This window comes from Blautia sp. OF09-25XD, from assembly GCF_003482095.1.
In the GTDB taxonomy this organism is placed as follows: domain Bacteria; phylum Bacillota; class Clostridia; order Lachnospirales; family Lachnospiraceae; genus Fusicatenibacter; species Fusicatenibacter saccharivorans.
Genome location: NZ_QUMG01000005.1, coordinates 44,834 through 69,541, shown reverse-complemented (window position 1 = coordinate 69,541; position 24,708 = coordinate 44,834). Strand labels below are relative to the sequence as shown.

At 48.4% G+C, this 24,708-nt stretch carries 23 protein-coding genes and 1 pseudogene; all 24 read right to left on the bottom strand.

The genetic code is table 11. From position 1 onward, the window contains the following. The gene (dtd, locus tag DXA93_RS05855) at window positions 1–441 is read right to left on the bottom strand and encodes a D-aminoacyl-tRNA deacylase (RefSeq protein ID WP_022462865.1); all 441 of its coding nucleotides are present in this window, start codon (window positions 439–441) and stop codon (window positions 1–3) included. Window positions 442–516: 75 nt separating this feature from the next. Then, entirely contained in the window at window positions 517–1,155 is a 639-nt protein-coding gene (locus DXA93_RS05850) for a cytidylate kinase-like family protein (protein ID WP_117508930.1), read from the bottom strand. A 173-nt stretch (window positions 1,156–1,328) separates the two neighbouring features. Next, window positions 1,329–2,258: an RluA family pseudouridine synthase gene (locus DXA93_RS05845; protein WP_118640613.1), complete on the bottom strand. Its 930-nt coding sequence runs from the start codon at window positions 2,256–2,258 to the stop codon at window positions 1,329–1,331. Next, window positions 2,251–2,787 carry a signal peptidase II gene (gene lspA / locus DXA93_RS05840; RefSeq protein ID WP_022462862.1) on the bottom strand — a complete coding sequence of 179 codons (537 nt, stop codon included), beginning with the start codon at window positions 2,785–2,787 and terminating at the stop codon, window positions 2,251–2,253. The genes DXA93_RS05845 and lspA overlap by 8 nt, the downstream gene beginning before the upstream one ends. Further along, window positions 2,777–3,889 carry a 3-dehydroquinate synthase gene (gene aroB / locus DXA93_RS05835; RefSeq protein WP_055217839.1) on the bottom strand — a complete coding sequence of 371 codons (1,113 nt, stop codon included), beginning with the start codon at window positions 3,887–3,889 and terminating at the stop codon, window positions 2,777–2,779. The genes lspA and aroB overlap by 11 nt, the downstream gene beginning before the upstream one ends. Before the next feature lie 133 nt (window positions 3,890–4,022). Further along, the gene (locus DXA93_RS05830) at window positions 4,023–4,634 is read right to left on the bottom strand and encodes a cell division protein SepF (protein WP_055217838.1); all 612 of its coding nucleotides are present in this window, start codon (window positions 4,632–4,634) and stop codon (window positions 4,023–4,025) included. A gap of 89 nt (window positions 4,635–4,723) precedes the next feature. After that, window positions 4,724–5,419 carry a YggS family pyridoxal phosphate-dependent enzyme gene (locus tag DXA93_RS05825; protein WP_022462859.1) on the bottom strand — a complete coding sequence of 232 codons (696 nt, stop codon included), beginning with the start codon at window positions 5,417–5,419 and terminating at the stop codon, window positions 4,724–4,726. A gap of 20 nt (window positions 5,420–5,439) precedes the next feature. Then, window positions 5,440–6,723 (bottom strand): HlyD family efflux transporter periplasmic adaptor subunit, encoded by a 1,284-nt coding sequence (locus DXA93_RS05820; protein WP_147398221.1) that lies wholly within the window; start codon window positions 6,721–6,723, stop codon window positions 5,440–5,442. Between the two features lie 205 nt (window positions 6,724–6,928). Beyond that, window positions 6,929–7,348, bottom strand: a complete 420-nt coding sequence (locus tag DXA93_RS05815; protein WP_022462857.1) for a hypothetical protein — start codon at window positions 7,346–7,348, stop codon at window positions 6,929–6,931. 221 nt (window positions 7,349–7,569) lie between these two features. After that, entirely contained in the window at window positions 7,570–8,655 is a 1,086-nt protein-coding gene (locus tag DXA93_RS05810) for a D-alanyl-D-alanine carboxypeptidase family protein (RefSeq protein WP_242998322.1), read from the bottom strand. Then, window positions 8,630–9,034 (bottom strand): methylglyoxal synthase, encoded by a 405-nt coding sequence (mgsA, locus tag DXA93_RS05805; protein WP_022462855.1) that lies wholly within the window; start codon window positions 9,032–9,034, stop codon window positions 8,630–8,632. The genes DXA93_RS05810 and mgsA overlap by 26 nt, the downstream gene beginning before the upstream one ends. Further along, window positions 9,009–10,205 carry an FtsW/RodA/SpoVE family cell cycle protein gene (locus DXA93_RS05800; RefSeq protein ID WP_118700302.1) on the bottom strand — a complete coding sequence of 399 codons (1,197 nt, stop codon included), beginning with the start codon at window positions 10,203–10,205 and terminating at the stop codon, window positions 9,009–9,011. The genes mgsA and DXA93_RS05800 overlap by 26 nt, the downstream gene beginning before the upstream one ends. Then, a complete protein-coding gene (locus DXA93_RS05795) occupies window positions 10,189–10,449 on the bottom strand; it encodes a cell division topological specificity factor MinE (protein WP_022462853.1) in 261 nt (86 codons plus the stop codon). The genes DXA93_RS05800 and DXA93_RS05795 overlap by 17 nt, the downstream gene beginning before the upstream one ends. 12 nt (window positions 10,450–10,461) lie before the next feature. Continuing rightward, window positions 10,462–11,240 (bottom strand): annotated as a pseudogene (gene minD, locus DXA93_RS05790) (septum site-determining protein MinD). Window positions 11,241–11,369: 129 nt separating this feature from the next. Next, a complete protein-coding gene (locus DXA93_RS05785) occupies window positions 11,370–14,354 on the bottom strand; it encodes a penicillin-binding transpeptidase domain-containing protein (RefSeq protein WP_118666237.1) in 2,985 nt (994 codons plus the stop codon). Next, window positions 14,339–14,866, bottom strand: coding sequence for a rod shape-determining protein MreD (gene mreD / locus DXA93_RS05780; protein ID WP_022462850.1), 528 nt, complete (start codon window positions 14,864–14,866; stop codon window positions 14,339–14,341). Before mreD ends, DXA93_RS05785 begins: the two co-directional genes overlap by 16 nt. A gap of 20 nt (window positions 14,867–14,886) precedes the next feature. Next, complete coding sequence (mreC, locus tag DXA93_RS05775; protein WP_119207880.1) at window positions 14,887–15,717, bottom strand: rod shape-determining protein MreC; 831 nt, start codon at window positions 15,715–15,717, stop codon at window positions 14,887–14,889. A gap of 21 nt (window positions 15,718–15,738) precedes the next feature. Continuing rightward, entirely contained in the window at window positions 15,739–16,752 is a 1,014-nt protein-coding gene (locus tag DXA93_RS05770) for a rod shape-determining protein (protein WP_055217830.1), read from the bottom strand. A gap of 56 nt (window positions 16,753–16,808) precedes the next feature. Beyond that, on the bottom strand, window positions 16,809–17,498 hold the full coding sequence (gene radC / locus DXA93_RS05765) for a RadC family protein (RefSeq protein WP_022462847.1): 690 nt from the start codon (window positions 17,496–17,498) through the stop codon (window positions 16,809–16,811). Between the two features lie 94 nt (window positions 17,499–17,592). Then, entirely contained in the window at window positions 17,593–19,206 is a 1,614-nt protein-coding gene (locus DXA93_RS05760; RefSeq protein ID WP_055228138.1) for an NAD(P)/FAD-dependent oxidoreductase, read from the bottom strand. Then, the gene (locus tag DXA93_RS05755; RefSeq protein WP_173827227.1) at window positions 19,203–20,390 is read right to left on the bottom strand and encodes an NAD(P)/FAD-dependent oxidoreductase; all 1,188 of its coding nucleotides are present in this window, start codon (window positions 20,388–20,390) and stop codon (window positions 19,203–19,205) included. Before DXA93_RS05755 ends, DXA93_RS05760 begins: the two co-directional genes overlap by 4 nt. Continuing rightward, a complete protein-coding gene (locus tag DXA93_RS05750) occupies window positions 20,390–21,676 on the bottom strand; it encodes a methionine gamma-lyase family protein (RefSeq protein ID WP_055228136.1) in 1,287 nt (428 codons plus the stop codon). The genes DXA93_RS05755 and DXA93_RS05750 overlap by 1 nt, the downstream gene beginning before the upstream one ends. Next, a complete protein-coding gene (miaA, locus tag DXA93_RS05745) occupies window positions 21,670–22,647 on the bottom strand; it encodes a tRNA (adenosine(37)-N6)-dimethylallyltransferase MiaA (protein WP_117509148.1) in 978 nt (325 codons plus the stop codon). Before miaA ends, DXA93_RS05750 begins: the two co-directional genes overlap by 7 nt. A gap of 9 nt (window positions 22,648–22,656) precedes the next feature. Further along, complete coding sequence (mutL, locus tag DXA93_RS05740; RefSeq protein ID WP_119207879.1) at window positions 22,657–24,687, bottom strand: DNA mismatch repair endonuclease MutL; 2,031 nt, start codon at window positions 24,685–24,687, stop codon at window positions 22,657–22,659. Window positions 24,688–24,708 lie beyond the last annotated feature (21 nt).

Here is a 24,708-nt window from a genome sequence, read left to right as displayed (position 1 = left end):
TTACAGATCCTCTAAGATCACCGTAAACGGCCCATCATTCACCAGTGATACTTCCATCTCAGCCCCGAACACTCCCGTTTCGACAACAGGAACCTGTTCCCGTGCTTTCGCGACCATATATTCATACAGTTCTTCTGCTCTGTGCGGCTCGCCTGCTTCCGTGAAGCTTGGACGGTTTCCCTTTTTACAGTTGGCATACAGGGTAAATTGTGAAACCATCAGAAGCTGTCCATCCACATCTGCCAGGGACTTGTTCGTCTTTCCATTTTCATCTTCAAAAATACGCAGTCCCAGCAGTTTTTTCATATACTTGTCTGCTGTTGCTTCATCGTCCCCCTGGCCGACACCGATCAGAACCAGAAAACCTTTCTGAATCGATCCGACAACCTTCTCTTCCACCGAAACACTTGCTCTTTTTACACGTTGTATAACAATTCTCATCTTTAAAATCCTTTCATAAAATGACCCTCCTCTTATTTTTAAGAGGAGGGTCGTTTCTCCTATGTTCTGTTTTGATCAGGTGCTGAAAATCTTGCGGATTCCCGCTTCTTTAACTTCAATTGCCTGTTTGATCATATCTACGGTTCCATCGATACCGAATACACTGCTGTTCAGGCACAGGTCGTAGCTGTCTACCTCGCCCCAGCGTTTGCTGGTGTAGTAATTGTAGTAGCTTGCACGCTGTTTGTCGATCTTTGTGATCTTGTCTTTTGCTTTTGCATCGGAAAGATCATACAGCTTTGCGATACGGCGGATGCGATCCTGCATATCTGCTTTAATAAAGATGCTCAGCACGTTCGGATTTTCCTCCAGTGCATAATCTGCACAGCGGCCTACGATGACACACGGACCGTCCTGCGAAATCTTCTTGATGGCATCAAACTGTGCCAGAAATACCTTCTGGTTCAGCGGCATATCCATCATGGTAGATCCATAGCCGAAGGAGTAACTGTCCATAACCAGAGAGTATAAAAAGCTGTTGGTTGGTTTTTCATCGTGGTTTTCGAACAATTCCTGGCATAATCCGCTGTCCTTTGCTGCTCTCTCCAGCAGCTCTTTGTCATAGTACTTAATTCCCAGGTCATCCGCTAAAATCTTACCAATGGAATGTCCGGCGCTTCCGTACTGACGTCCAATCGTTATGATAGTTTTCATATAATCCGCTCCTTTCCATTCCGTCACAATAATCTGCTTTCACAGATGTAGTAACTCGCGTTTTTTCGTTACATCCAGTATACTACAGAATTCACAGAAAGTACAGAACATTTTGATAAAACTTATACAAATTAACTATATACTTTTTAAAATATCATTCTTTTTAAGCGGTTTCAGACATTTTTTCGAAACTGCAGCAACAGATTGGAAAAATATTCCGGAATCGGCGCCTCAAACTCCATATAGGCACCGGTCCGTGGATGGATAAATCCAAGTACCATCGCATGCAGCGTCTGTCCCTGCAGGTTTTTCACCGGGCATTTCTTCGGGCCATAAACCGCATCGCCAAGCAGCGGATGCCCGATACTTGCCATATGGACACGGATCTGATGCGTCCGGCCGGTTTCCAGCTGGCATTCAATATACGTATAATTTCCAAGGCGTTCCAGCACACGGTAATGTGTGACCGCCGGTTTTCCGTTCCGTTCATTAATCGCCATCTTTTTCCGGTCTGTCGGATGGCGGCCGATTGCACCGCGCACGGTTCCCTCGTCCTCTTTCAGATTCCCATGGACAATTGCCCGGTACTTTCGGGTAATGGAATGTACAGAGAGCTGTTCTGCGAGGCTCTGGTGGGCGAAATCGCTCTTACAGATAACCAGGGCACCCGTTGTGTCCATATCGATTCTGTGGACGATTCCGGGGCGCAGAACGCCGTTGATGCCGGAGAGATTTCCGCGGCAGTGATACAGAACCGCATTGACCAGTGTTCCGCTGCTGTGGCCTGCCGCCGGATGTACGACCATCCCCTTGGGCTTATTGACGACCAGAAGATCATCATCCTCGTACAGAATATCAAGCGGAATGTTTTCTGGATCCACGTTCAGTTCTTCCGGTTCCGGCAGAAGCACCAGAACGGCATCACCGGCGGCAACCTTACTGCTTGCTTTCTGCGTTTTTCCGTTGATCGAAACCTTTCCGTCTTTTAAAAGCTTCTGCAGAAAAGAACGGGAACAGTCCGAAAAAGATGCGGCCAGGCACTGATCAATCCGTTTTCCGTCAAAATCCGGTGTAACTTCCAAAATCCGTTCTTCTTCAGCCATCGGACTCCTCCTTTTTGGCGTTTTTATGCAGAAATGCGAAGTCTTCGTCCTTGTAGTACAACAGATACAGCAGTAAAAAGACAGCGACCGATACGGTGACATAAATATCAGCTACGTTAAAAACCGGAAAGTTGATCAGCGAAACGTAGATGAAATCAACGACATAGTGATTCAGAAAACGATCGTAAAAATTTCCGACCGCACCAGCCGTCAGAACAGTCAGCACGGCAAAAAGCGGTAAAAAGCGGCGTGTCTTTGGAAGCTTGTAAAAGACGATCACCATGACGATCAGAAACAATACCGTCATCATAGCAAACAGCCAGTACTGATCCTGCAGAAGTCCGAATGCCATACCGCGGTTTTCCAGATAAAACAGCTCCAAAACCCCTGGAATGAGCTCGATCGACGGCTGGTCCTTCAGATACTGCACTGCCAGTGATTTTGTATACTGATCTGCTGCAAGCAGAAGGACAATTGCTGCCGCGCAAACCAGATAAACGGCCAGCGGAGAAAGTTTTTTACTCTTCATCGATCAGATCTCCATTAATAGAATTGATAGCTTCCAGCATTTCTTCATCTGTAACCGTGCGGTCCACCACAGCATGGCCGACAGACTCCAGAAGGATGAATTTGATCGTACCCTGTTCCATTTTCTTGTCCGATTTTGTTGCAGCCAGAATATCTTCCGATTTCAGGCCGTCCACGGTGATTGGCAGATAGAAACCGACGTTCATATCACGAATCTCGTAAAACTCTTCATCGGAGAGATAACTTCTCTTGTAGGAAATATAGGCAGCAGCAACGGTTCCAAGTGCAACGCACTGGCCATGGAGCAGTTCGAAGTTTTTGAGCTTTTCAATGGCATGACCGATCGTATGGCCAAGATTTAAAACGGCACGCTCTCCCTGTTCTGTTGGGTCATTTTCTACAACCTGGCGTTTGATATCGCAGCATTTCTGGATCATTTTCGTTAATACCGGCTCAATCCGCTCTTCGATCTCAGACATGTGATTGATGGTCCAGATGTAGAATTTTTCATCGCGGATCAGACCTGTTTTCAGGACTTCTCCCATACCGCAGGCAAACTGTTCGCCGTTCAGGGATTTTAAGGTTGCCATATTCATATAGACAAGACGTGGATGATGGAATGCACCGACCATATTTTTGTACTGGTCGAAATCGACGCCCGTTTTTCCTCCAACGCTGGAATCTACCTGTGCAAGCAGTGTCGTCGGAAGCTGGATGAAATCAATGCCGCGCAGATACGTTGCCGCCGCATAGCCGGTCAGATCCCCAACGACACCGCCGCCGAGTGCGAATAAAATGTCTTTTCTCTCAAAGTGGTTTTCAATCAGATGCGTGTACAGATCTTTGACGGTATCCAGATTTTTGCTTGCTTCACCAGCCGGGAAAACAAATGCGGTTACGGTCTCAAACAGCGGGGACAGTACATTTTTTACCTCTTCCAGATACAGTTCTGAAACCGTGCTGTCTGTGACAATGCAGGCCTTTTTTGCAGGGAGTTTTAAGTTCTCCACACAGCCGGCGAGGCGTTCGTAGCTGCCGTCCCAGACAATTTCATAAGAAAATTCAGTAGATGTGCCTTCTCTTTTAACGGTAAGTGTTTTCATAAATTATGCCTCCTGTATGTTCTTTCATGAAAAAAGCATCAGAATCCTGCATCTGATGCTTTTCCTTTGTTACTAAGTAAATCAATAATTGATCCAGTAGATCCATTTTAATTTACTGCAAAGATAATTTTCTTTAATAATCGGTACGGATATTTGGAAGATCAAAAGCTCCGCTTAAGATATCCTGGATGTCGCCGGAAATTTCTACACTGGACGGTGTCAGGATGAAAATATAGCTGGAAACTTTCTGCAGACTTCCGCTCATGCAGTAGCATGCACCACAGCAGAAATCAATGATTCTCTGGGCAATATCCACATCAATGCCTTCTAAGTTAAGGACAACGGTACATCCGGCCAGAAGCGTATCCGCGATTTCACGGGTATCCTCCATGGAAGCCGGTTTGATGACGCATACTTCCATATTTAATGCACCTGCTTTCTTTCTCATTGGAGTAACTTTCGAGGAAACCGGAGCAGCTGGCTTTGGAGCTCGTGCAGCAGCAGCCTGGCTTGAAGCGGTGGTCTTTGGCGCCGGCTGTTTACGCGGTGCAGTGTGAACCGGTTTCGCCTGCGGCTCTTCCTCTTCGTCCTCATCCTCGTTCTCCAGTTTACGGAAGAAACGTTTCTTTGGTTTTTCTTCTATATCATCGTCTTCTTCATCGAAGAAGCTATCCGAATCAGCATCCTCTTCCTCGTAATCGTCGTTCAGCCGGATGGCATCCAGAAATTTGTCTAAAACACTCATTCTTATACTCTCCTATTTTTAGTCCTGTGGCATTTGGCCAGACAGCCGTGCAGAATGCGCGGGGTCACTCTTCTTGGAAAGACTTCCTGTTATCTTTTACTGTAATCCCGTTCGCCAAAGACTCCGGTTCCAACCCGTACTAAAGTGGCGCCTTCTTCTACTGCTACTTCGTAATCGCCGGTCATGCCCATGCTCAAAATGGCCATACGTACATTATTAATGTTTTTGGCGGCAATGTCAACACTTAATTCCTTTAATTTGCGAAAAACCGGACGATTTTCTTCTGGATCTTCCACATACGGTGCAATGGTCATAAGTCCCTCCACATGAATTGCCGGAAGTTTTGCGATTTCTTCAATCAATGGAAGGGTTTCCTCTACGGAGACACCAAACTTGCTTTCCTCGCCGGCAACGTTTACCTCGATCAGGATCGGGATTTCGCAGTTGTGCTTTACCGCTTCCTCACTGATCGTTTTTGCCAGACGAAGAGAATCGACAGAATGAATCAGGGCAACTTTTCCTGCAATGTATTTTACTTTATTCCGCTGCAGATGACCGATCATGTGCCAGTGGATATCCTTTGGCAGCACTTCCTCTTTTTCTGTCAGCTCCTGCACTTTGTTTTCACCGAAATTGCGTTCGCCAAGATCATAGATTTCGGAAAGCATTTCGACCGGTTTTGTCTTGCTGACCGCAATCAGGGTAACTTCCTCCCGGTTCCGTCCGGCTCTTTTGCAGGCTTCTGTAATTTTCTTCTGGACTTCTTCATAGTTCTCTTTCAGCATATCTTTCTAACCTCCAGTATTTAATGCACAATATCTTCTTCACTGACGGTGGATGCATTTTCCACAATATAATCATACTGCGAAATGCCGTATTGCGTTTGTTTTTTTATGATAGAATACTCCGCATTCTGATCGATGATCTGAATTTTGCGGAATACAGCATATCCTTTGTTGATGCAGTAAACACCCTGCAGCGGAACCGTTTCTCCAATCTGATACGTTGTGGCGGAATCCTGTGCACGAAGTATATCTCCATCATTAAAAGCGGCCATGTCGACGTAATATTCGACCGGATTATCATTTTCATCATTGACCTGCTCATAGATCGTGGCGTTTACAAATTCTGTCACCGGCTGTCCGTTATCATCCAGCATGACATTTCCTTTTTTATCGGTCTTTTCCCGCAGGAAACCGGAAGAATTGCTGTCTCCGCCCTGTACGAGCATCTGCGCCGGGATTTTATAGAAATCTTTTTCCGTGATGGCAGTATTTGGAATTTTCAGTCCGCTTCCAGTGTTTGTGACCAGCTCTATTGAAAGAAAACGGTCTTCCGCATAACGGATCATCCCGCTTGTAAACGAAATGACAGCATAGTTCTGATCGTTAATGGACTTTAGATTCAGTGTTCCCGTCTGTGTTTTTCCGTCTTTCAGAAATTTAACTTTTATCGTACTGAAATTGGAAAGTGTAACGACCTGCTTATTCGTCACCGGAACGGCAATTTCCCACTGCTCATCTGTCACCAGACGGTATACTGCATTTCCAGGCTCCGTCTGCGCGCCGGAATCAAAGGAAACCACAGAGGCTTTCGTAGAGAAAAGCTCCGGCGTAAGGCTGTCCTCCGTATAGCTTTCATATCCATCACTGCCGTAGACGACAACACCGTCCTGATCTGCATAAAATATCGTCTGTGATGAGGAATCTCCGTTTTCAGCGGCAGCGGCAAGCAGCTTTGCGGAAAGTTCTGTTTTCAGCTGATAAATGCCGGAAAAGGAACTGGAATCATAATCAGAAGAAAAACGTGCGAGCGAGGAACGAAGCGACGTTCTCGTTGCCGCATCTGCCGAAATACCAGAGGTATCGGCATTTTCTGTTGCGGAAATCCCATAAACAGCGCTTCCGCGGCTGATTTTCGATGCATTTGGGGTATAGAACTGAACATATCCGCTGCCGGAGGAAAGCTGCACACTCTCTGTCCGCATGGCGAATGCGGTATAGGTATCATTCCGGGATAAAGTTCCCTGCACAACCTGAAAAGATTTGATATGATCGGCGGTCAGGTAAAAGAAAAGTGAAACTGCCATATAGAAAAAAAGGGCTCCAAAGATGATATTTCCAATATTCAACGCTGGAAAAGGGAAACGGATTCTCGAATGCCGGCGGCTGTTCTTTTTCTGCTTAGACAAAATGTATGCTCCTTTTATTGTTTAATCCATGCGCTAAAAGGACGGTGCCGTAAGCGCCGTCCTTTGGTTTTGTCGCTATGCAATTATTATAATACAGTTTTGGTTACAGTGCAACGATAATCTTATCCTGCATGCCTTCCGGAAGCTCTTCTTTATCCATGGAGACACTTAATACGAAGGTAATGTTATACTGCTTGCCAATGCCTTCCAGCTGTTCAACACAATCTGTGATGTCCTCTCCTTCCAGTTTTGCTACTTTCAGGAAGCTGTCGAGATAAACGCTTGCGAGATCGTGGTCCTGAGAAACGATACCGCAGATAAATCCGATAAATTCATCACTGTTTTTCAGAGGATAGTCGGTTGCGGAAATCAGACGTACTTTGTTGTTTAATTCAAACATGTGCTTTGTGCTCTTGTCAATATACACGATATTTCCGTTTGCGGTTTTTACCTCTGCATTTACTTTGTCTAACAGCTGTTTTGTTTTGCCTTTTCCCTTCTTGCCTACAATTAATTGAACCATAGCAGTTTCCTCCTTAGATTAGAATAAGATATTTTCACCAAAAACCTTTAAGTTCATGGTTTAATTATAGTACAATTCACCAACGTTTTCAATGGTAAAATGAAAAAATTCTGAAAAATCTTCTAATTCGCAGGGAAAGGAGCTCTGTTTTTCTGAACGGATACGACAATCTCCCGGATAGGCAGAAAAAACGCCGTCCGGGGGATTGCAAAAAGATTACGTCAGGAGTTGATATTGGAAAGAAGAGTGTTCATGTCCTCGTACAGTTCCACTTTTGTTGATGCATGAAGAATGACAGAGATAAACGGTTCTCCGTATGCATTCTGGGATACCAGTGCCAGGCAGGAACCGGCCTCATCGGTCGTTCCGGTTTTTCCGCCGAGCACCGTCACATTTTCCGGTGCGTTTTTCTCTCCGGTCAGATATTTGTCCGTGGAGCTTAAATAGATCGTTCCCGCCGTACCGTCCGCATGCGTCATGTTCAGCGTGTAGGAAGACATTGACATCGTATTCTGGAATTCCGTATGCTGATAGGCAGCATACAGCATCAGATAAACATCATATGCAGTAGTGTAATGATTCTCATTGTGAAGACCGTGCGGGTTTGCAAAATGCGTACCGGTCATGGCAAGGGAAGCTGCCTTATCGTTCATCATCTGAACGAAATTCTCTACACTTCCGCCTACCTGGCGGGCAATCGCCATAGCAGCATCGTTGGCAGAATAAATCAACAATGCATGGAAAAGCTGATCCATCGTTACCGTATCGCCCACGGCCAGTCCACTCATCTGGGATCCATCTTCCAGCGCAAGATCCTCTTCTGTGATCGTTACCTGCGTATCCGGCTGGTTGTATTCCATGGCAAGGAGAGCCGTCATGATCTTCGTGATGCTGGCTGGGTAGACCTGATCATACATATTCTGCGCGAACAATACTTTTTTGTGATCCAGATCAAACAGTCCGGCCTTTACCTGTGAAGAAAACGAGATATCATTCAGCGGTACGCTCGTCTCACCGACACAGAGATCGGCAGAGAGCGTTTCAGCCTGAAACCGTTTTTCTGCCGAAAGCGGATCGGAGGCGAGCACCATACTTCGCGCAAACGGCTCTGTAATGTCCATCTGGCGGTCCTGACGGTACAGTTTCACACCGATCAGAACCGCAATAACAGCAACACAGACACCCGCGCCGATGATCAGGCGGTTTAAAATATGTTCGGTTTTTTCCGGAGCAGTCCCGTTTTTCTCCGTTACAGGCAGTTTCTGTTCTTTTTCTGTAGTATTAGTCGTTTCTCCGGTAGATTTCACGCCAGTCCATTTCTCCTCTGTCTAATGATTTGATCAGCATTTCTGCCGTTGCAAGATTGGTGGCAAGCGGAATGCTGTGTACGTCGCAGAGACGGATAATCCGATGGACATCCGGCTCATGCTGTTTCGGCTGTTCCGGATCCCGCAGGAAAATCACAAGATCCAGATCATTCTGTTCAATCTGAGAACCCATCTGCTGAACGCCTCCAACGTGTCCAGCCAGATATTTGCGGACGTTAAGTCCGGTTGCCTCTTCTACCAGACGGCCGGAAGTTCCGGTTGCGTAAAGAGTATGCTTGGCAAGTACCGAGCGGTAGGCGATACACAAGTTCTGAAGCAGCGTTTTTTTTGCATCATGCGCGATCAATCCGATGTTCATTGATGGTTTTCCTCCTTAGTAATTCATAGTTTCTGGTTACAAAATCCCGGTTCTGCAGTCCGACATTCAGGACAAGCCCCATTCCGATGTAAAGTGTTACAAGGGAGGTCAGTCCATAGCTGACGAACGGAAGCGGTGTACCGGTGTTCGGCAGGATTCCGGTTGCAACACTGATATTCAGAAAGCTCTGAAAGGCAATGAGTCCTGCCATACCGCAGCAGATCAACGTTCCTGACAGATCTTTTGCTTTCCGGGAAGTCCGGATGCATTCGACGAGAATCAGGAACAGGAGCAGGATGATTCCGCAGCATCCAAAGAAACCAAGTTCCTCTCCTGCCACTGCAAAAATAAAGTCATTATGGTTCTGGGAAACGAAATTTCCCTTATTTGCGGAAGAAACTTTATTGTTGTTGAGTCCTTTTCCGGTCAGCTTTCCGGAACCGATGGCTGTAATGGAATTCTGCTGCTGGAGACGGCCGTCGGCGTTGTCGGCATCATCGCTTAACCAGTCCTGAATTCGCCCAAGCTGATAACCAATCGTCTTGTCAAGAGCCGCCGGAAGCTGGAAATTCACCTGCGTAATGACAAGCAGAAACGCAAGTACCAGTGCTGAACCGGAAACCAGAACAACGGCGATAACTTTGTAGCTTAAGCCCGCCACATACATCATAAAGCAGAACAGAACCATGACCGTAATCGTATTTTTCAAATCCGGCTGACGGTAAATCATAACGAGCGGCGGAATCAGAAGCCCGATCGCGGTAAAAATGGTTTTCGCCGTATTCAGATCTTCTTCATGCTTCATCAGAAACATCGCAAAAAACATGATCAGAAAGATTTTTGACAGCTCGGTCGGCTGAAACTGAAAGCTTCCGATCTGAATCCAACGGGTCGCACCAAACGTGTTTTTTGCGGTAGAACCGCCGAGATAAAGAACGCCAAGCATCATCAGATTTCCGATGTAAAGAACCCAGTAAAAATTCAGAAGCCAGCTATAGTCAAGCAAAGAGACAATAATCATGATGACTACGCCCAATACGACTCCGATGGCCTGTTTTTTCTGGTCTGCACTGTCTGCACTTCCGATCAGAAGCACACCAATAATGCTGATGGCAATCAGAAGAATGACCAGCCGGAAATTATAATTTTTCAGCTTATATCGTCTTAACATGATACTCCTCGTTTCTTTTTAATGGTATTTTCGCTGTCAGTATGACAGGGGTTGTTTGTGTAATGGTGACGGAAATTTCATCCGCCTCAACGGTAAGGTATTTTCCTGCAGCAGCAGAAAGATCATTTTTCAGCATCTGAAGCGATGCCGGAGAACAGTTCAGACGTTCTGCCATTAAAAGATTGGACAGACGTTCTTTTGCAACGAGGCCGGAGTGCGGCTTTCTGCCTGAAAATAAACCCATACCAGTTCCCTCCTATCGCCCGAATACGCGGCGGAAAAATCCCTTTTTGCTGTCAAGATCCAAGTAGGGAACACTCTCCCCGAGGATCCTGTGGCTGATATTCGTAAAGGCTTCTCCTGCCTTGGAACCGCTTCCAGCGATCGCTTCGCCCTGGTTGGTGGCGATTACTACCTGCTCATCATCGGGCAGAATGCCGAGCAGCGGAACAGCAAGAATTTCCTGTACATCATCCACCGACATCATTTCACCGCGTTTTACCATATCCGGCCGGATACGATTGATGACAAGAGAGATATCCCTCAGATCCTGCGCCTCCAGAAGGCCGATGATGCGGTCCGCGTCCCGGATGGCCGAAACCTCCGGCGTAGTCACAACAATTGCCTTATTGGCACCGGCAACTGCATTTGCAAATCCCTGCTCAATGCCTGCCGGACAGTCAAGAAGAACAAAATCAAAGCTCTGTTTTATTCATCGCAGAGTTTTTTCATCTGCTCGGGCGTTACGCTTGTCTTGTCCCTCGTCTGGGCAGACGGGAGAAGGTAGAGCTGCTCGTACCGTTTGTCGCGGATTAGCGCCTGCTTCATCCGGCAGTTGCCCTCCACAACATCCACAAGATTGTAGACAATCCGGTTTTCAAGGCCGAGCACGACATCCAGGTTTCGAAGACCGATGTCGGTATCTACCATCACAACTTTCTTTCCAAGCTGTGCCAGCCCGATTCCGATATTTGCTGCGGTTGTCGTCTTTCCGACGCCGCCTTTTCCTGATGTAATTACAATGACTTCACTCATCTGGAACCTCCTTGTTGAAAACTGTTCTGCATTTTCATGCCGCAGGATGCGTCCAAACCTTTGTTTAAAAACGCATCCTTTCTCTTTTGCAGCTTTCTTCCCAGGCTTCGTTTCTGCCGGAAAAATTCCTTAGTCTGCTCTCACGCTTGCAACACCGTTGGAGTTTGCCTGACCGGACAGAATATCGTCTGAGAGGCCATAGTAATAATCTAAGATATCCTTAGCTACCAACTCTGCGTTCATAGAAGAATATCCAAACGGAATGCGGACGGCAAGAGCAATATCGTCTCTGCTCTCATAGTGAGAGAAGCCGATAAACAGTCCATGGTTTGCACGTGTACGGTCTTCCTGCGCGGTACCGGTTTTTCCGGAAAGCTCTACCGGCCAGGATTCCGGGAAAATGGCCGCATTGGATACGCTGATTACTTTTCGCATGCCTTCGTGTACCAGATCCCAGATGCTGGAATCAACATCCATTTCTGAATTTACCGTCGGGCCGAAATCTGCGCCCATATCGATGTCATTGCCATCCGAATCCGTTGCTTTCTGCAGAAGGGAAAGATTATAAACCGTACCGGAATTTGCAATCGTTGTGACATAGCGTGCAAGCTGTGTCGTCGTATAGTTGTTGGTACCCTGACCAATCGAGGAAGGGATCGGGAGGGAATCGGTTACATTCGGATCGGTTTCCGAAATTTCGATTCCAGTCTTTTCATCCAGCTTAAACATATCGGCATATTTCTGGATCATTTCCAGAGAGCGCTTCTGTTTAAAGGTGCCGTTCTCATCGAGTCCCAGACGATATCCAAGCGTACAGAAGAACACGTTGCAGGAGTTCTGGATGGCACCGACAATGTTCAGATCTCCGTGGCCGCTCAACTGATGGCAGTGGACATAGTCAGATTCGTTGACAAGTCCTTCCCCGAACAGACCGTTGCAGTTGATGGTACTGGTCGGAGTAATTATGCCTTCGCTTAATCCGGCAACCGCCATCAGCGGTTTAAAGGTGGAACCAGGAGCCGTCTTCTGCTGGGTTGCTTTGTTGTACAGCGGGCTGGATTCATCGGTATTCAATTTTGCCCAGTATGCGGTATCCATCTGGTTTGCCAGGCGGTTGTTGTCGTAGCCAGGATAGGAAACACAGGCTAAAATAGCACCGGTATTCGGGTCCGTAATGACAGCAGAACCGGAACACGGATCGAGTGCAAGCTGTGCCGGGGTGATTTCCAGTTTGGCGATTTTATCGGACAGAAGCTGGAACGGTGTCATATTTCCTGCAACATAAGCGGCATAATCGTCATCCTCTTTCGTCAGAAGGTTCTGATCATACATCAGATTGCAGATATCATAGCCATCGAGCATATCCTGCAGCAGCATATAGTGATACATCTTTTTTGCAAATGTTGTATTGTTTGCCAGACGGTCCAGAATAACCTCCGTCAGCTTCTGATAAACCTCCTGAGAATCCAGGTAGGCATCATCCTGCGTCAGTGCTGAGACATCAATCCAGTTCTGGCTTGCCGCATACGTCAGATAATCACGAAGAGAAATCGTTCCGTCATTCCATGCCTGATAGGTGGCGTCTTTCTCATCAATTGCTGTTGAAGAAAGAATACCCATCGTACTGGAAAGCAGCTTATCCACGATGAAGGTCTCATATTCCTGCATTTCATCGCTAAGGTCGTTGTAAACGGTTGCTGTTTCAACGGTCAGTTCCTGCGTAATCTCGGCAAGCACCTGCTGGAGCTTCTGCTGGAACAGTGCATAGATCCGCTGCTCACGCTCCGTGGCATCCGCCGCCGAGAAATGGGAAATATCAATCGTGCTGTTTTCGATCAGTGCATTGTATACATCGTAAATTGGAATCGGAACGGCATCCGTATTGGCAAGTGTTGAGGTATCAACGGATTTTACATCACTCAGATACTGTTTCAGAATGCCGGCAATTCTCTGTTCCAGAATTTTATATACCGCAATCTGCAGGTCATAATCAATCGAAAGATAGACGTTATTTCCCTGTTTTGGCTCAACCAGGGATCCTTCTACCGTTTCCAGCTCTTTTCCGACGTTATTAACGATAATCTCTTCTGATCCGTCGGTTCCCTGAAGGATTGTCTCCATATACTGTTCCAGACCAGATTTTCCGACGATGGATTCCGTGGAATACGTTTCTTCTTTTCCCTGGCTCTTCAGCTCTTCATTCAGTTCTGTCAGCTCGTCTGAGGACGCCTGGCCCGTATAACCGATCAGAGAGGAAAAATACTTTCCGTCATAATATACACGCTCGGAATCTTCCGAAATGCTGACACCCTGCAGAACATCTTCATTCTCTGCAATCGATGCAGTTGTATTGCTGCTGACGCCGGAAGCAACTGTCACGCGGACATACTTCTGATAATTCGTCTGTTTCATCTTATAGCGGATCACCAGAATTTCCAGACGCTCCTGATTGGAAAGAGAAAGGACCGCATTTCCGGATTCGTCTGTCTGGTATGGAAGACCATACTCTTCAAAATCTTTGGCAGAATATGCGTATTTTTCATCGTCAGAATAGGCATCCAGGCCAAAGCCGTCCGGTCCGGCAAGAAATGTCATCAGCGTTTCGGCACTGGAACTCTTCTGTTCTGCCGTCATATCGTCGATTTTCTTCTGTCCATAAATGTCTGCACGGAAACGGTCGCGGGTCGTTCCCTCTTCACCTGTAAAAACAAACGCACCGTTCTCATCCACTTCAATCGGGAAGGTGCTGGTGTCAATCGAGTCTCCGTTTGCACGAATCAGCTTACAGAGACGATAGAGTTCTGCGTTCAGAGAGAGAATACGTTCTTTTGTCGTGTTGTACGTTCCGTTATCCTCGATGGTTACGGAGTAGGAAACCTTATTTCCAGCGATCAGTTTTCCGTTCCGGTCATAAATATTTCCTCTTGTACTATCAAGGGTTCTGGTTTTTGTGATTTGCAGTTCAAAATTATCCGCATACTCTTCTCCATGCACCACCTGCAGGATAAAAAGTCTTCCGATCAGGACGGCAAACATAGCAAGGAAAACCACACCAAGCAATAGGGTGCGGTTTTCACCGAGTCTGCGGAAAAGTTTTCTTATCTTCTTAGCCATGGCGACTGTTGTCCTTCCATTTCATTTTCGGTCAGTTTACGGTTGATGATAAATAAAAGCCGGTAAAGCAGAATGGAGAGCACTACCGTGTATACCATTTCCGGCAGAATAATATGCGCCAGATAATCGAAAAAGTGCAGGCGCACGCGCAGCAGGAACTGCAGCACATACATCAGCAGACTGTAGACAAGATCGCTGGCAGCGACCAGTACAATGTGTACCTTAATATCATCGTCATAGAAGACTTTGCAGAAAAAGCCATTCAGATAACCGATATACATGTAGAGCAGTGCGTAAAATCCAAACAGGCTGCCGTAGAACAGATCAATCATCAGACCGCTGAAAAATCCGACCATCAGTCCCTCTTTTTTTCCGCGCATCAGCCCAAAGGCGGACGTCAGAATCAGAAGAAGGTTCGGCGTTACGGACGCGATCTGAAAATACTGAAATACAGTTGTCTGTAACAGGAAAGCTGCCAGAATCAGAAAGGCAAGCGTGATTTTTCTGCGCATTTACTCTCCTCCCTGCTGTTTTATTCTTTGATCACGAGAACTTCCTGAATATGTTGAAAATCCACAACAGGAATGATGTATCCCTTTTTCGTCAGGTGATTGGAGTCCTCGGTGATTTCACTGACATAGCCGATCAGAATACCGCGGAGGTATTTATCACTGATGTTCGATGTCACAATCTTTTCGCCCTCAGCTACCGTGTCGGTTGTATTCAGCTGGGAAAAGGCAAGCTTTCCGTCGCTGATCAGGCGCAGATCACCCGATACAATACACGTATCTGAGGTAGATGCTGTCATGGCGCTCACGGAACTGGAGTCATCAATGATAGAGCGGACAGTAGCGGAATTGGAACTTACCTCCTCAACAAGTCCAACAAGGCCGCCGTCTGCAATAACGTTCATATCTTTCTGAATCCCGTCATTTGATCCTTTGTTGATGACAAAGGTATCATACCAGTTGCCCGGATCCTTTGAGATGACCTGTGCTGCTACTTTTTCATATTCCGAGTAGGACTGGTCCAGCTGATACAGCTCCTGAAGACGCTGCAGCTCCTGCTGCTCCTGTACAAGCTGATTGTTTTCCTCAGTCAGATCCGTGACCTTCTGTTCAAGCTCCTCTTTCTCGGCAGACAGTTTTTTGACGTTCTGGAAACCGGTCAGACAGTCTGTCAAATACGCACCGATCTGGTTAATTCCGTTCTGAAACGGGATGATCACAAAGCCTGCGGCTTCCCGGATCGGCGTGACCGGCATTTTGTCTGCTGCACTGCCTAAAATGCCGGAGAGACACAGGAACGTCATGATGAAAAGTAAATGTTTGCTTTTTAGCTGAAATTTTTTCTTCTTATTCATAGCGGGTCCTTTTTGATAGATTTACTTCTTTTTATTTACCGTGTAAGCCCAGCGATGCAGCGCATCGTGCGTGATCAGTTCCTTGAGCCCACAGATGGTACAGAGGTCATAATACTGGGAAAGCTGCACCGGACAGCCGAGCTGTCTCGAAAGATAGCGGTCAATGTTCGGAATCCTTGTGCTTCCGCCGGTGATGTAAATACCCTCTTTCTGGATATGATCGTGGATCTGCGGCGGTGTACGCTCCAGCGCATGCTTGATTTCCTCGCCGATCTCATTAACACCGGAAAGGAGTGCTTCGTTTACGAGGGAAGAAGTAATGATCCCTTCCATTGGAAGACCGGATGCACCATCTACGCCGCGCACCTTCCGCGCCTCTTTTTTGTCTGTTCCAAGATCCGCCAGCGCAATCTTGACACGTTTGGCTGTTTTGGAGCCAATCTGGAAATTGTTTTTGCGGCGGTTCAGATTGCATATCGATTCGTTGAACTGTTTTCCGCCTACCGGGATGATTCTGGAAAAAATAACCCTCGCGTTGGCGATAACAGAAATCTCTGTGCTCTGCGCTCCGATGTTGACAATCATGGAACCCTTCGTGCGGTTGATCGGAATGCCAAGTGCCAGCGCATCCGCGATTGGTTTATCCACAAGATACATGCGGCAGTTTTTTAAGGCTCCCTTATGTGCAATCGTATAATAAGAACGCCGTTCAATCTCTGTCATATCGCAGGGAACTGAAAAATACAGCTCCGGGCGGTATCCCATGTGGCGCGTACAGCGATGGAGAAGCGTGTGCAAAACGGCTTCTACCATCAATACATTCGCAATGCGTCCGTTGCTCATGGGGGTAATTACCTCGATATTGGAAGGCGTTCTCTCGTGCATTTCATATGCGTAATTTCCAACGGCAATCACCTGTTCGCGGTTGCGTATGGCAATCATATTTTTTTCTTTTGTGATTGTGTCTTTCTTCAGGTCATAGATTTTGACGGTACTGGTGCCAAGGTCTATGCCGTATACATTTCGAATCTGCATCGTGCTCCTTTAACTTGTTCCCTTCCTTTGGGCATTTCTGCCTCGGATTTTCGGGATCAGATTCCCTGTTCCAGCATACTGGTATAACAGTGATCCCCGATAATAATGTGATCCAGCAGGGTAATGCCGAGCATTTCGCCCGCCCGCCGGATCTGCCGTGTCACGGTAATATCGTCACCGCTTGGTTCCGGGATTCCGCTTGGATGGTTGTGAACCAGCAGAATATGAACCGCACGGAACTGCAGTGCCGCAAGAAAAAGCTCCCGCGGCGAAATCATCGTCGCATTGACCGTTCCTCTTGTGATTTCCTTTTCTCCGAGAAGCTGATTTTTTGTGTCCAGCATCATGCAGAGAAGAACCTCCTGATCCTCGTGGCGGAGACGTTCCATGTAATAATCCGCAATGGAAGCCGGATCATGAAAGCAGAGACCTTTTCTTGCTCCGGCCGCGGCCATTCGTTTGGAAAGCTCACCGATGCACTGGAGCTGGATCGCTTTTACTTCCCCGACTCCGCGGATCTGCAGAAGTTCCTGTCTTGTACAGTGATAGAGTCCTAACAGGCCCTCCTCTTTTCCGGGAAGGGAAAGAATTTCTCTTGCGAGCTCCAGGGATGTTTTTCCCCTTGCCCCACATCGTAAAATGACAGCCAGAAGCTCCGCGTCGGAAAGGCTTTCCGGGCCGTTTTCCAGGCATTTTTCATATGGCTGTTCCATCGTCGGCAGGTTTCGTAATCCATTTTTTCTCATGTATTCCTCCCACCACTCTTCCGGGAATTTTCATGGAATACATTGGTTTGAATCACCCATCATTCTAGCACAACTTTCCGCAGATGTATAGGAATTATGAAAAATTCATATATTTTTTTGCAATTTCCTCTGCCGTTTTTAATCCGTCCATGGCTGCGGAAGTGATGCCTCCCGCATAGCCTGCGCCCTCTCCGCACGGGTAAAGACCGGTAAGCGACGGACTTTCGAGCGTTTCATTTCTTACAATGCGGACCGGTGACGAGGTACGCGCTTCCACGCCGGAAAGAACGGCGTCCGGACGGGAAAAGCCGTGGATTTTCCGCTCAGATGCACGAATGCCTTCCACAAGGGAGTCTCCGATAAACGTCGGAAGAACTTCCCGCAGATTGGCGAAAGTCCATTCTCCGCAGATGGAAGGGGTTACCTCTCCAAGTGCTGTAGAAACTCTGTTTTCACAGAAATCACCAAAAAGCTGCACCGGAACTTTGCCTTTTCCGGCTTCCCACGCAGCGTGTTCAAGCGCTCTCTGGAATGCCACACCATCGAGTACGTCCGGCGTTCCCTCTACATGGTACGGGCGGTAGTCTTCCGGTGTTACGGTGACAATCATAGCGCTGTTCGCATTTTTACCTTCCCGGTCAGAATAACTCATACCGTTGACGCAGGTGCGTTCCGCTTCCGAGGATGCGTTGACAACATAGCCGCCGGGACACATGCAGAATGAGTACACACCTCTTCCGTTTTCACACTGATTGGTGAGCTTATACGGTGCTGCCCCAAGGAAATCCGGTGCCTCCGGTCCGTACTGATCCTCCGTGATCATCTTCTGCGGATGCTCAATGCGGACGCCGACAGCGAAGGATTTTGCTTCCATGGAGATCTTATTTTCGCAGAGTTTAAAGAAGGTATCGCGTGCAGAGTGGCCGATCGCAAGGACTGCAGTCTCCGCGGCAATCTTCTCGGTTTCATTGACGGTTACAGAAGTGAGTCTGCCGTTTTCAATCCCAAAGTCCGTCACTTTTGCTCCGAAACGGACTTCTCCGCCCCATGCCTCGATCTTTTTCCGCATCGTTGTCACAATTCCGATGAGCTGATCGGTGCCAAGGTGCGGTTTCTGATCGTACAGAATTTCTTCCGGTGCCCCGCATTCCGTGAAGATCCGGAGTACCTCACGGTTTCTGCCGGATGGATCCTTCACCGAAGTGTTTAATTTTCCATCCGAAAACGTACCGGCGCCGCCCTCTCCGAACTGTACGTTCGATTCCGGGTTCAGAACGCCGGTTTTCCAGAACGCATCGACACTTTTCTTTCTCTGTTCTGCAGATTCGCCGCGCTCCAGAACGAGCGGACGGTAGCCATGCTTTGCGAGAACATAGGCACAAAAAAGTCCTGCCGGACCGCTTCCGATAATAACCGGCCGGTGAACAAGAGTCTGTTCTCCAGATTTTGGGAACACATATGGCTTTTTCTCCGCTTTTACGATCTGGTTATTTTTCGCCTTCCGCAGTACGGCATTCTCATCTTTTACTTTTACATCAAGCTGATAAACGTATTTTAATTCGGATTTCTTTCTGGCATCAATTGAGCGGCGTAAGAGCTCAATTTCCTGCAGATCGTGTTTTCCGATTTTCAGTGTTTTTCTTATTTTCTGTTCCAGTTCCTCCTGTGTGTGGGTGACTGGAAGCTTTAATTGCTGTATCCGAATCATGAATGTTCTCCTGCTGCAGCTCTTCCGGCTGCACTTCCGCTGGACCAGGCCCACTGGAGATTGTAGCCGCCGCAGACGCCGTCGACGTCCAGGGCTTCTCCCGCAAAGAAAATACCAGGGTGCTGTACCGATTCCAGAGAATCCGTAAGCTGGTCGAGCGTGATGCCGCCCGCACACACCTGGGCTTTTCCAAAGTCGGTCTGGCCGGTGATCTGTAAACGATATGATTTGATGGCGCCTGCCATTTCTTCCGGAATCTTTTTCTTTCCGATCAGAACCGGAATGAGTTTTTCCGGAAGAAGGCCGATCAGAAGCTCTTTTGGCGCTTTATACGGGCAGATTTCCTGCCGTCTGACAAATTCTGCAGTAAGCTCCGATTCCGTCAGTTCCGGAAAGAAGTCTACGAGAAGTTCAGCGCGTTTTTTCTGCATGCAGGCGCGCACAGCGAACCGGGAAATCTGGAATACCGGGATGCCGGAGACACCGTAGTCGGTAAGCTGCAGCTCTCCCTGTTCCGTCAGAACCTCCTGATTTTCAACCAGAAGCGTAATCTTCGCGCGCACCCGAACACCCGCCCAGGAGGAAAACTGGTTTCCTTTGCAGCGGAGCGGGCAGAGGGCCGGGAAAAACGGAATCGAAGCGAGCTGAAGCTGATCGGCAAATCGAAGTGTATCTCCGTCGGAACCGGCGATCTGGGAAGCACAGCTTCCGCAGCAGATGATGACGCTGTCAGCCGGGTACTGCCATCCTTCGGTGCGCACCAGATAACCATTTTCGGCTTTTTCCACTGCAACAGCCGTTTCCCGTGTCTTGATTTTTACCTTTCGGAATCTGGCTTCCAAAATCAGCAGCTCAAGAACGGACTGTGCCTGCTCGCTGGCCGGATAAAGCCAGCCTTCACGGCTCCGGATGCGGATGCCGAGCTGTTCAAAAAACTGTTCGGTGTCCTGTTCGGTAAACTGTTCGAGAACCCGTGATGCACGCTCCTGATTTCCCGTGCGGTAGCACGATGCATCCTGATAACGATTGGTAAAATTACACCGTCCGTTTCCGGTCGCAAGAAGCTTTCTGCCCGGTTTATCGTTCTTTTCCAGAACGGTGACCGCGGCACCGAGACGTGAGGCCCAAATTGCCGCCATCAGTCCGCTCGCGCCGCCGCCGATAATTACCACATTTTTTGCCATTATAATGTCACCATACCGGCATCGACGAGTTTCTGAAGACTCATCAGAATACCGAATTTTGCGTGCTGCCACGTAAGCCCACCCTGAAAATAGACAGCGTACGGCGGTTTGATCGGGCCATCGGCAGAAAGTTCAATGGAAGAGCCCTGCACGAAAGCGCCAGCTGCCATGATAACTGGGCTGTCGTAACCTGGCATATCCCAAGGTTCCGGGGAAACGAAGCTGTCGACCGGGGCAGCTGCCTGGATACCCTGGCAGAATGCGATGACGCCTTCCGGTTTTCCAAAGGTTACCGCCTGAATGATGTCGTGACGGCTCTCGGTTCCGTTTGGAACAACGGCAAATCCCAGTTTCTCATAAACATTTGCAGCAAAGACAGCACCTTTTAATGCCGCTGCGGTAACGGTCGGTGCCAGGAAGAATCCCTGGTAGAAGGAACCGTTCACACCGAGTGTTGCGCCAACCTCTTTTCCAAGTCCCGGGGAGAGCAGACGGTATGCTGCATTTTCCACGTACTTTTTCTTTCCAACAATGTAACCGCCGGCCGGAGCCAGTCCGCCGCCCGGGTTTTTGATCAGGGATCCGACCATCAGATCTGCACCGACATTGGTCGGTTCAATCGTCTCCACGAACTCGCCGTAGCAGTTATCGACCATACAGATGACATCTGGTTTGATATTTTTAATAAATGCAATCAGTTCACCGATGCGGGTAACAGAAAGCGTCGGTCTGGTCTGATATCCTTTCGACCTCTGAATCGTCACCATCTTTGTCTTTTTGTTGATGGCATTTTTGATTCCTTCGTAATCGAAAGAGCCGTCCTCTTTTAAATCTACCTGGCGGTAAGTTACGCCATATTCCGCAAGAGATCCGACGGACGGGCGGATGCCGATCACTTCCTCAAGGGTGTCGTACGGTTTTCCAACAGGAGAAAGCAGTTCGTCGCCCGGGCGGAGATTTCCGGAAAGCGCCGTTGCAAGCGCATGGGTTCCGCAGGCGATTTGCGGGCGTACCAGTGCATCCTCAGTGCCGAAGCACGTTGCATAGACCTGCTCCAGCGTATCACGTCCCAGGTCATTGTATCCGTATCCTGTGGTTCCATATAAGCATGCCTCGCTGACCTTGCTTGCCTGCATGGCGTGGATGACCTTTAACTGGTTGTATTCTGCGATTTCATCAATTTTTGCAAAACGCTCTTTTAATTCTTCCTCAATTTTCGTTCCAAATGCGAAAACCTCTTTGGAAATGCCAAGTGTGCTGTACATAGCAGCTTTTTCTGTCAACATGATTGTTCTCCTTCTTCCTTTGCATCGGCCGAAACGATTTCGTTCCAGCGATCCAGCATATATGATAATATTTTTTCTTCGTCGTAGTCAAAATCCGGCTTGTTCAGCCAGATCACATCCTTTTCCCGTCGGAACCAGGTCAGCTGCCGTTTGGCAAAATGACGGGTGTCCCGCTTGATGATATAGACGGCCTCCTCCAGCGTGCATTCGCCCGCAAGATACGGGAACAGTTCTTTGTAGCCCAGTCCCTGCATGGAGACAAGATCTCTTGTGTATCCCATTTCTTTCAAACGGAAAACTTCATCAACCAGTCCGTCGCAGATCATCTGATCGACGCGCCTGTCAATGCGGTCATACAGAATCGAACGTTCGTCGTTCAGCACAAAATAAGCAGAACAGTACGGAGATTCCTTCTGCTTCTGCTCCTCGTTGTGCTCCGAAATCTTCTGTCCTGTCTCGTGATAATATTCCAGCGCCCGGATTACACGTTTTACATTATTCGGGTGAATCGTCTCCGCGGAAGCAGGATCAACCTCGGAAAGTTCCCGGTACAGTTCTGCCGCGCCTTCCTCCGTTGCTGCTTTTTCTTCCAGCTGTTTCCGGATCGGCAGTTCACCGTGCGATTCCGTAAAATCAACTTCTTTTAAAAGCGCCTGGATATAAAAGCCGGTGCCGCCCGTCACGATCGGAATCTGTCCGGCGGCGTATATTTTTTCCATCGCTTCATGCGCCAGTTCCACAAACTTCACGACGTGAAACTCTTCGGAAGGATCGAGCACATCGATCAGATAATGCGGAACGCCGCACATCTCCTCCGGGCGGATTTTGGCAGATCCGATATCCATATGGCGGTAGACCTGCATGGAATCCGCGGAGATAATGGCCCCATTCACCGCTTGGGCAAGCGAAATCGACAGCTTCGTCTTGCCGACAGCGGTCGGACCGGTCAGGATAATCAAAGGTTTTTTCAAAAAAATCACCTACACAATTCTCTTAAATTTCTTTTCCAGTTCCCGTTTCGAGAGGGAAATGATCGTCGGCCGGCCGTGCGGGCAGTGATACGGATCTTCGAGCGTCAAAAGCTCGGCAATGAGCTGCTCCGCCTCTGCATAGGAAAGATGATTGTTGCCCTTTACGGCGGCCTTGCACGACATCGTCGCCAGACGGTCTTTTAAAATCTCCAGCGGCTTTTCGCGGACCTCCTCAAGATTGTCGAGAATCTCGATAAACAGCTCCTCCGTCGCAATACCGTACAGGTTGTGCGGCACGGCGTTGATCGCATAGTCTTTTCCGCCGAACGGGGAAATTTCGTAGCCGAAGGACTGGAAAACGTCCATGTAACGGGTCACAAGATCTGCTTCCTGCGGCGTTAAGGAGACGATCAGCGGAGGACTCACCATCTGGGAGGTGACGTTCTTTTCCCGGTAATTTTTCATCATCCGCTCGAACAGTACCTTTTCGTGCGCGGCATGCTGATCGATGATGTAGAGATTCTCGCCGTACTGAATCAGCCAGTACGTATCGAAAACTTGGCCGATGATGCGGTGCGATTTCTCTGCCTCCGGGGTAAGAAACTGCTCATCAAAGAGCTGCATCTGGCCTTCTGGCTCAGGCGAAGCAGATACAGATGAGGATTCTTCCGGCATGGAAGATACCGTTGGAGCTACATCTGGCTCCTGCTGATGCTGTATTGCGTCCGCGTTTGAGAGGTCTGCCGTCTTTGGCACGTTTCCTGCACCCGGCTCAAACAGTTCTTCCTCTTCCCGCGTCATTCCCGTCATCTGCTGAACCGGCACATACGTTTTCGCTGCGCGGTATCCATTTCGTTCCACCTCCGGGAAAATCGGCATTCTTCTGCTCTGGCTGGAAACCGGCTCCACCGGAAGGGACTGCCGTGCAAAGCCTTCTTTTACCTGCCGTTTCTGCTCGAACGGTTCCGGAACAACAATCTGTTCTTTCCGTGCCGCTTTTTCCTCTGCTTTCCGTTCCCTGTCGGAAGAAAGCGAAACCTTCACAATCTGCTCCCTGTGATTCAGGGCATCCGAGATCATATCACGCATCTGGCGGTAAATCTCCTCCTGATGGGAAAATCGCAGTTCCATCTTCGTCGGATGCACATTGATGTCGACTGCTTCTCCATCCATCTGGACATAGAACAGCGTAAACGGATATTTATGCTGCATCATCGATGTCTGATATCCGTCCTCGATCGCGCGGGCCAGCAGCTTGCTCCGCACATACCGTCCATTCACGTAATAATTTTCAAAATTCCGGTTTCCCCTTGAAATCACCGGTTTTCCGATAAAGCCGTCGATCGTCATCAGCGGGCTTTCCGAGTGAATCTCGATCAGCTCCCTCGCGATGTCGCGGCCGTAGATATTATAGACCAGTTCTTTTAAATTCCGGTTGCCGCTCGTATGGAGCTTCACCTGTGAATTCACCATATATTTAAACGAAATCCCCGGGTGCGACAGCGCAAGCTGCTCCACAACGGAAGTCACCGCATTCGCCTCCGTAACCGGCGTTTTTAAGAATTTCTGACGAGCCGGCGTGTTGTAAAAAAGATTCCGGACCAGAAAGGTTGTTCCGGTCGGGGCACCGACCTCCTCATTGGCCTTCTCCGCGCCGCCCTCAATCACATACCGCGTTCCCGTCAGCGCATCCGGCGTTTTCGTAATCATCTCGACCTGCGCAACCGCCGAGATACTCGAGAGCGCCTCGCCGCGGAAGCCAAGAGATGCAATCTGCACGAGTTCTTCCACGGAACGGATCTTACTCGTCGCGTGGCGCAGAAAAGCGAGCGGCACCTGTTCGGCCGGAATGCCGCTTCCATTGTCCGTGATCCGCACCAGCGAAATACCGCCATCGCGGATTTCCACGGTAATTGCCGTTGCGCCGGCATCCATTGCGTTTTCTACCAGCTCTTTTACCACGGAGGCCGGCCGCTCTACGACCTCACCGGCCGCAATTTTATCAATCGTATTCTGATCCAGTACTGCTATGGTAGCCATGTTGTTCCTTTCTGTTTCGGA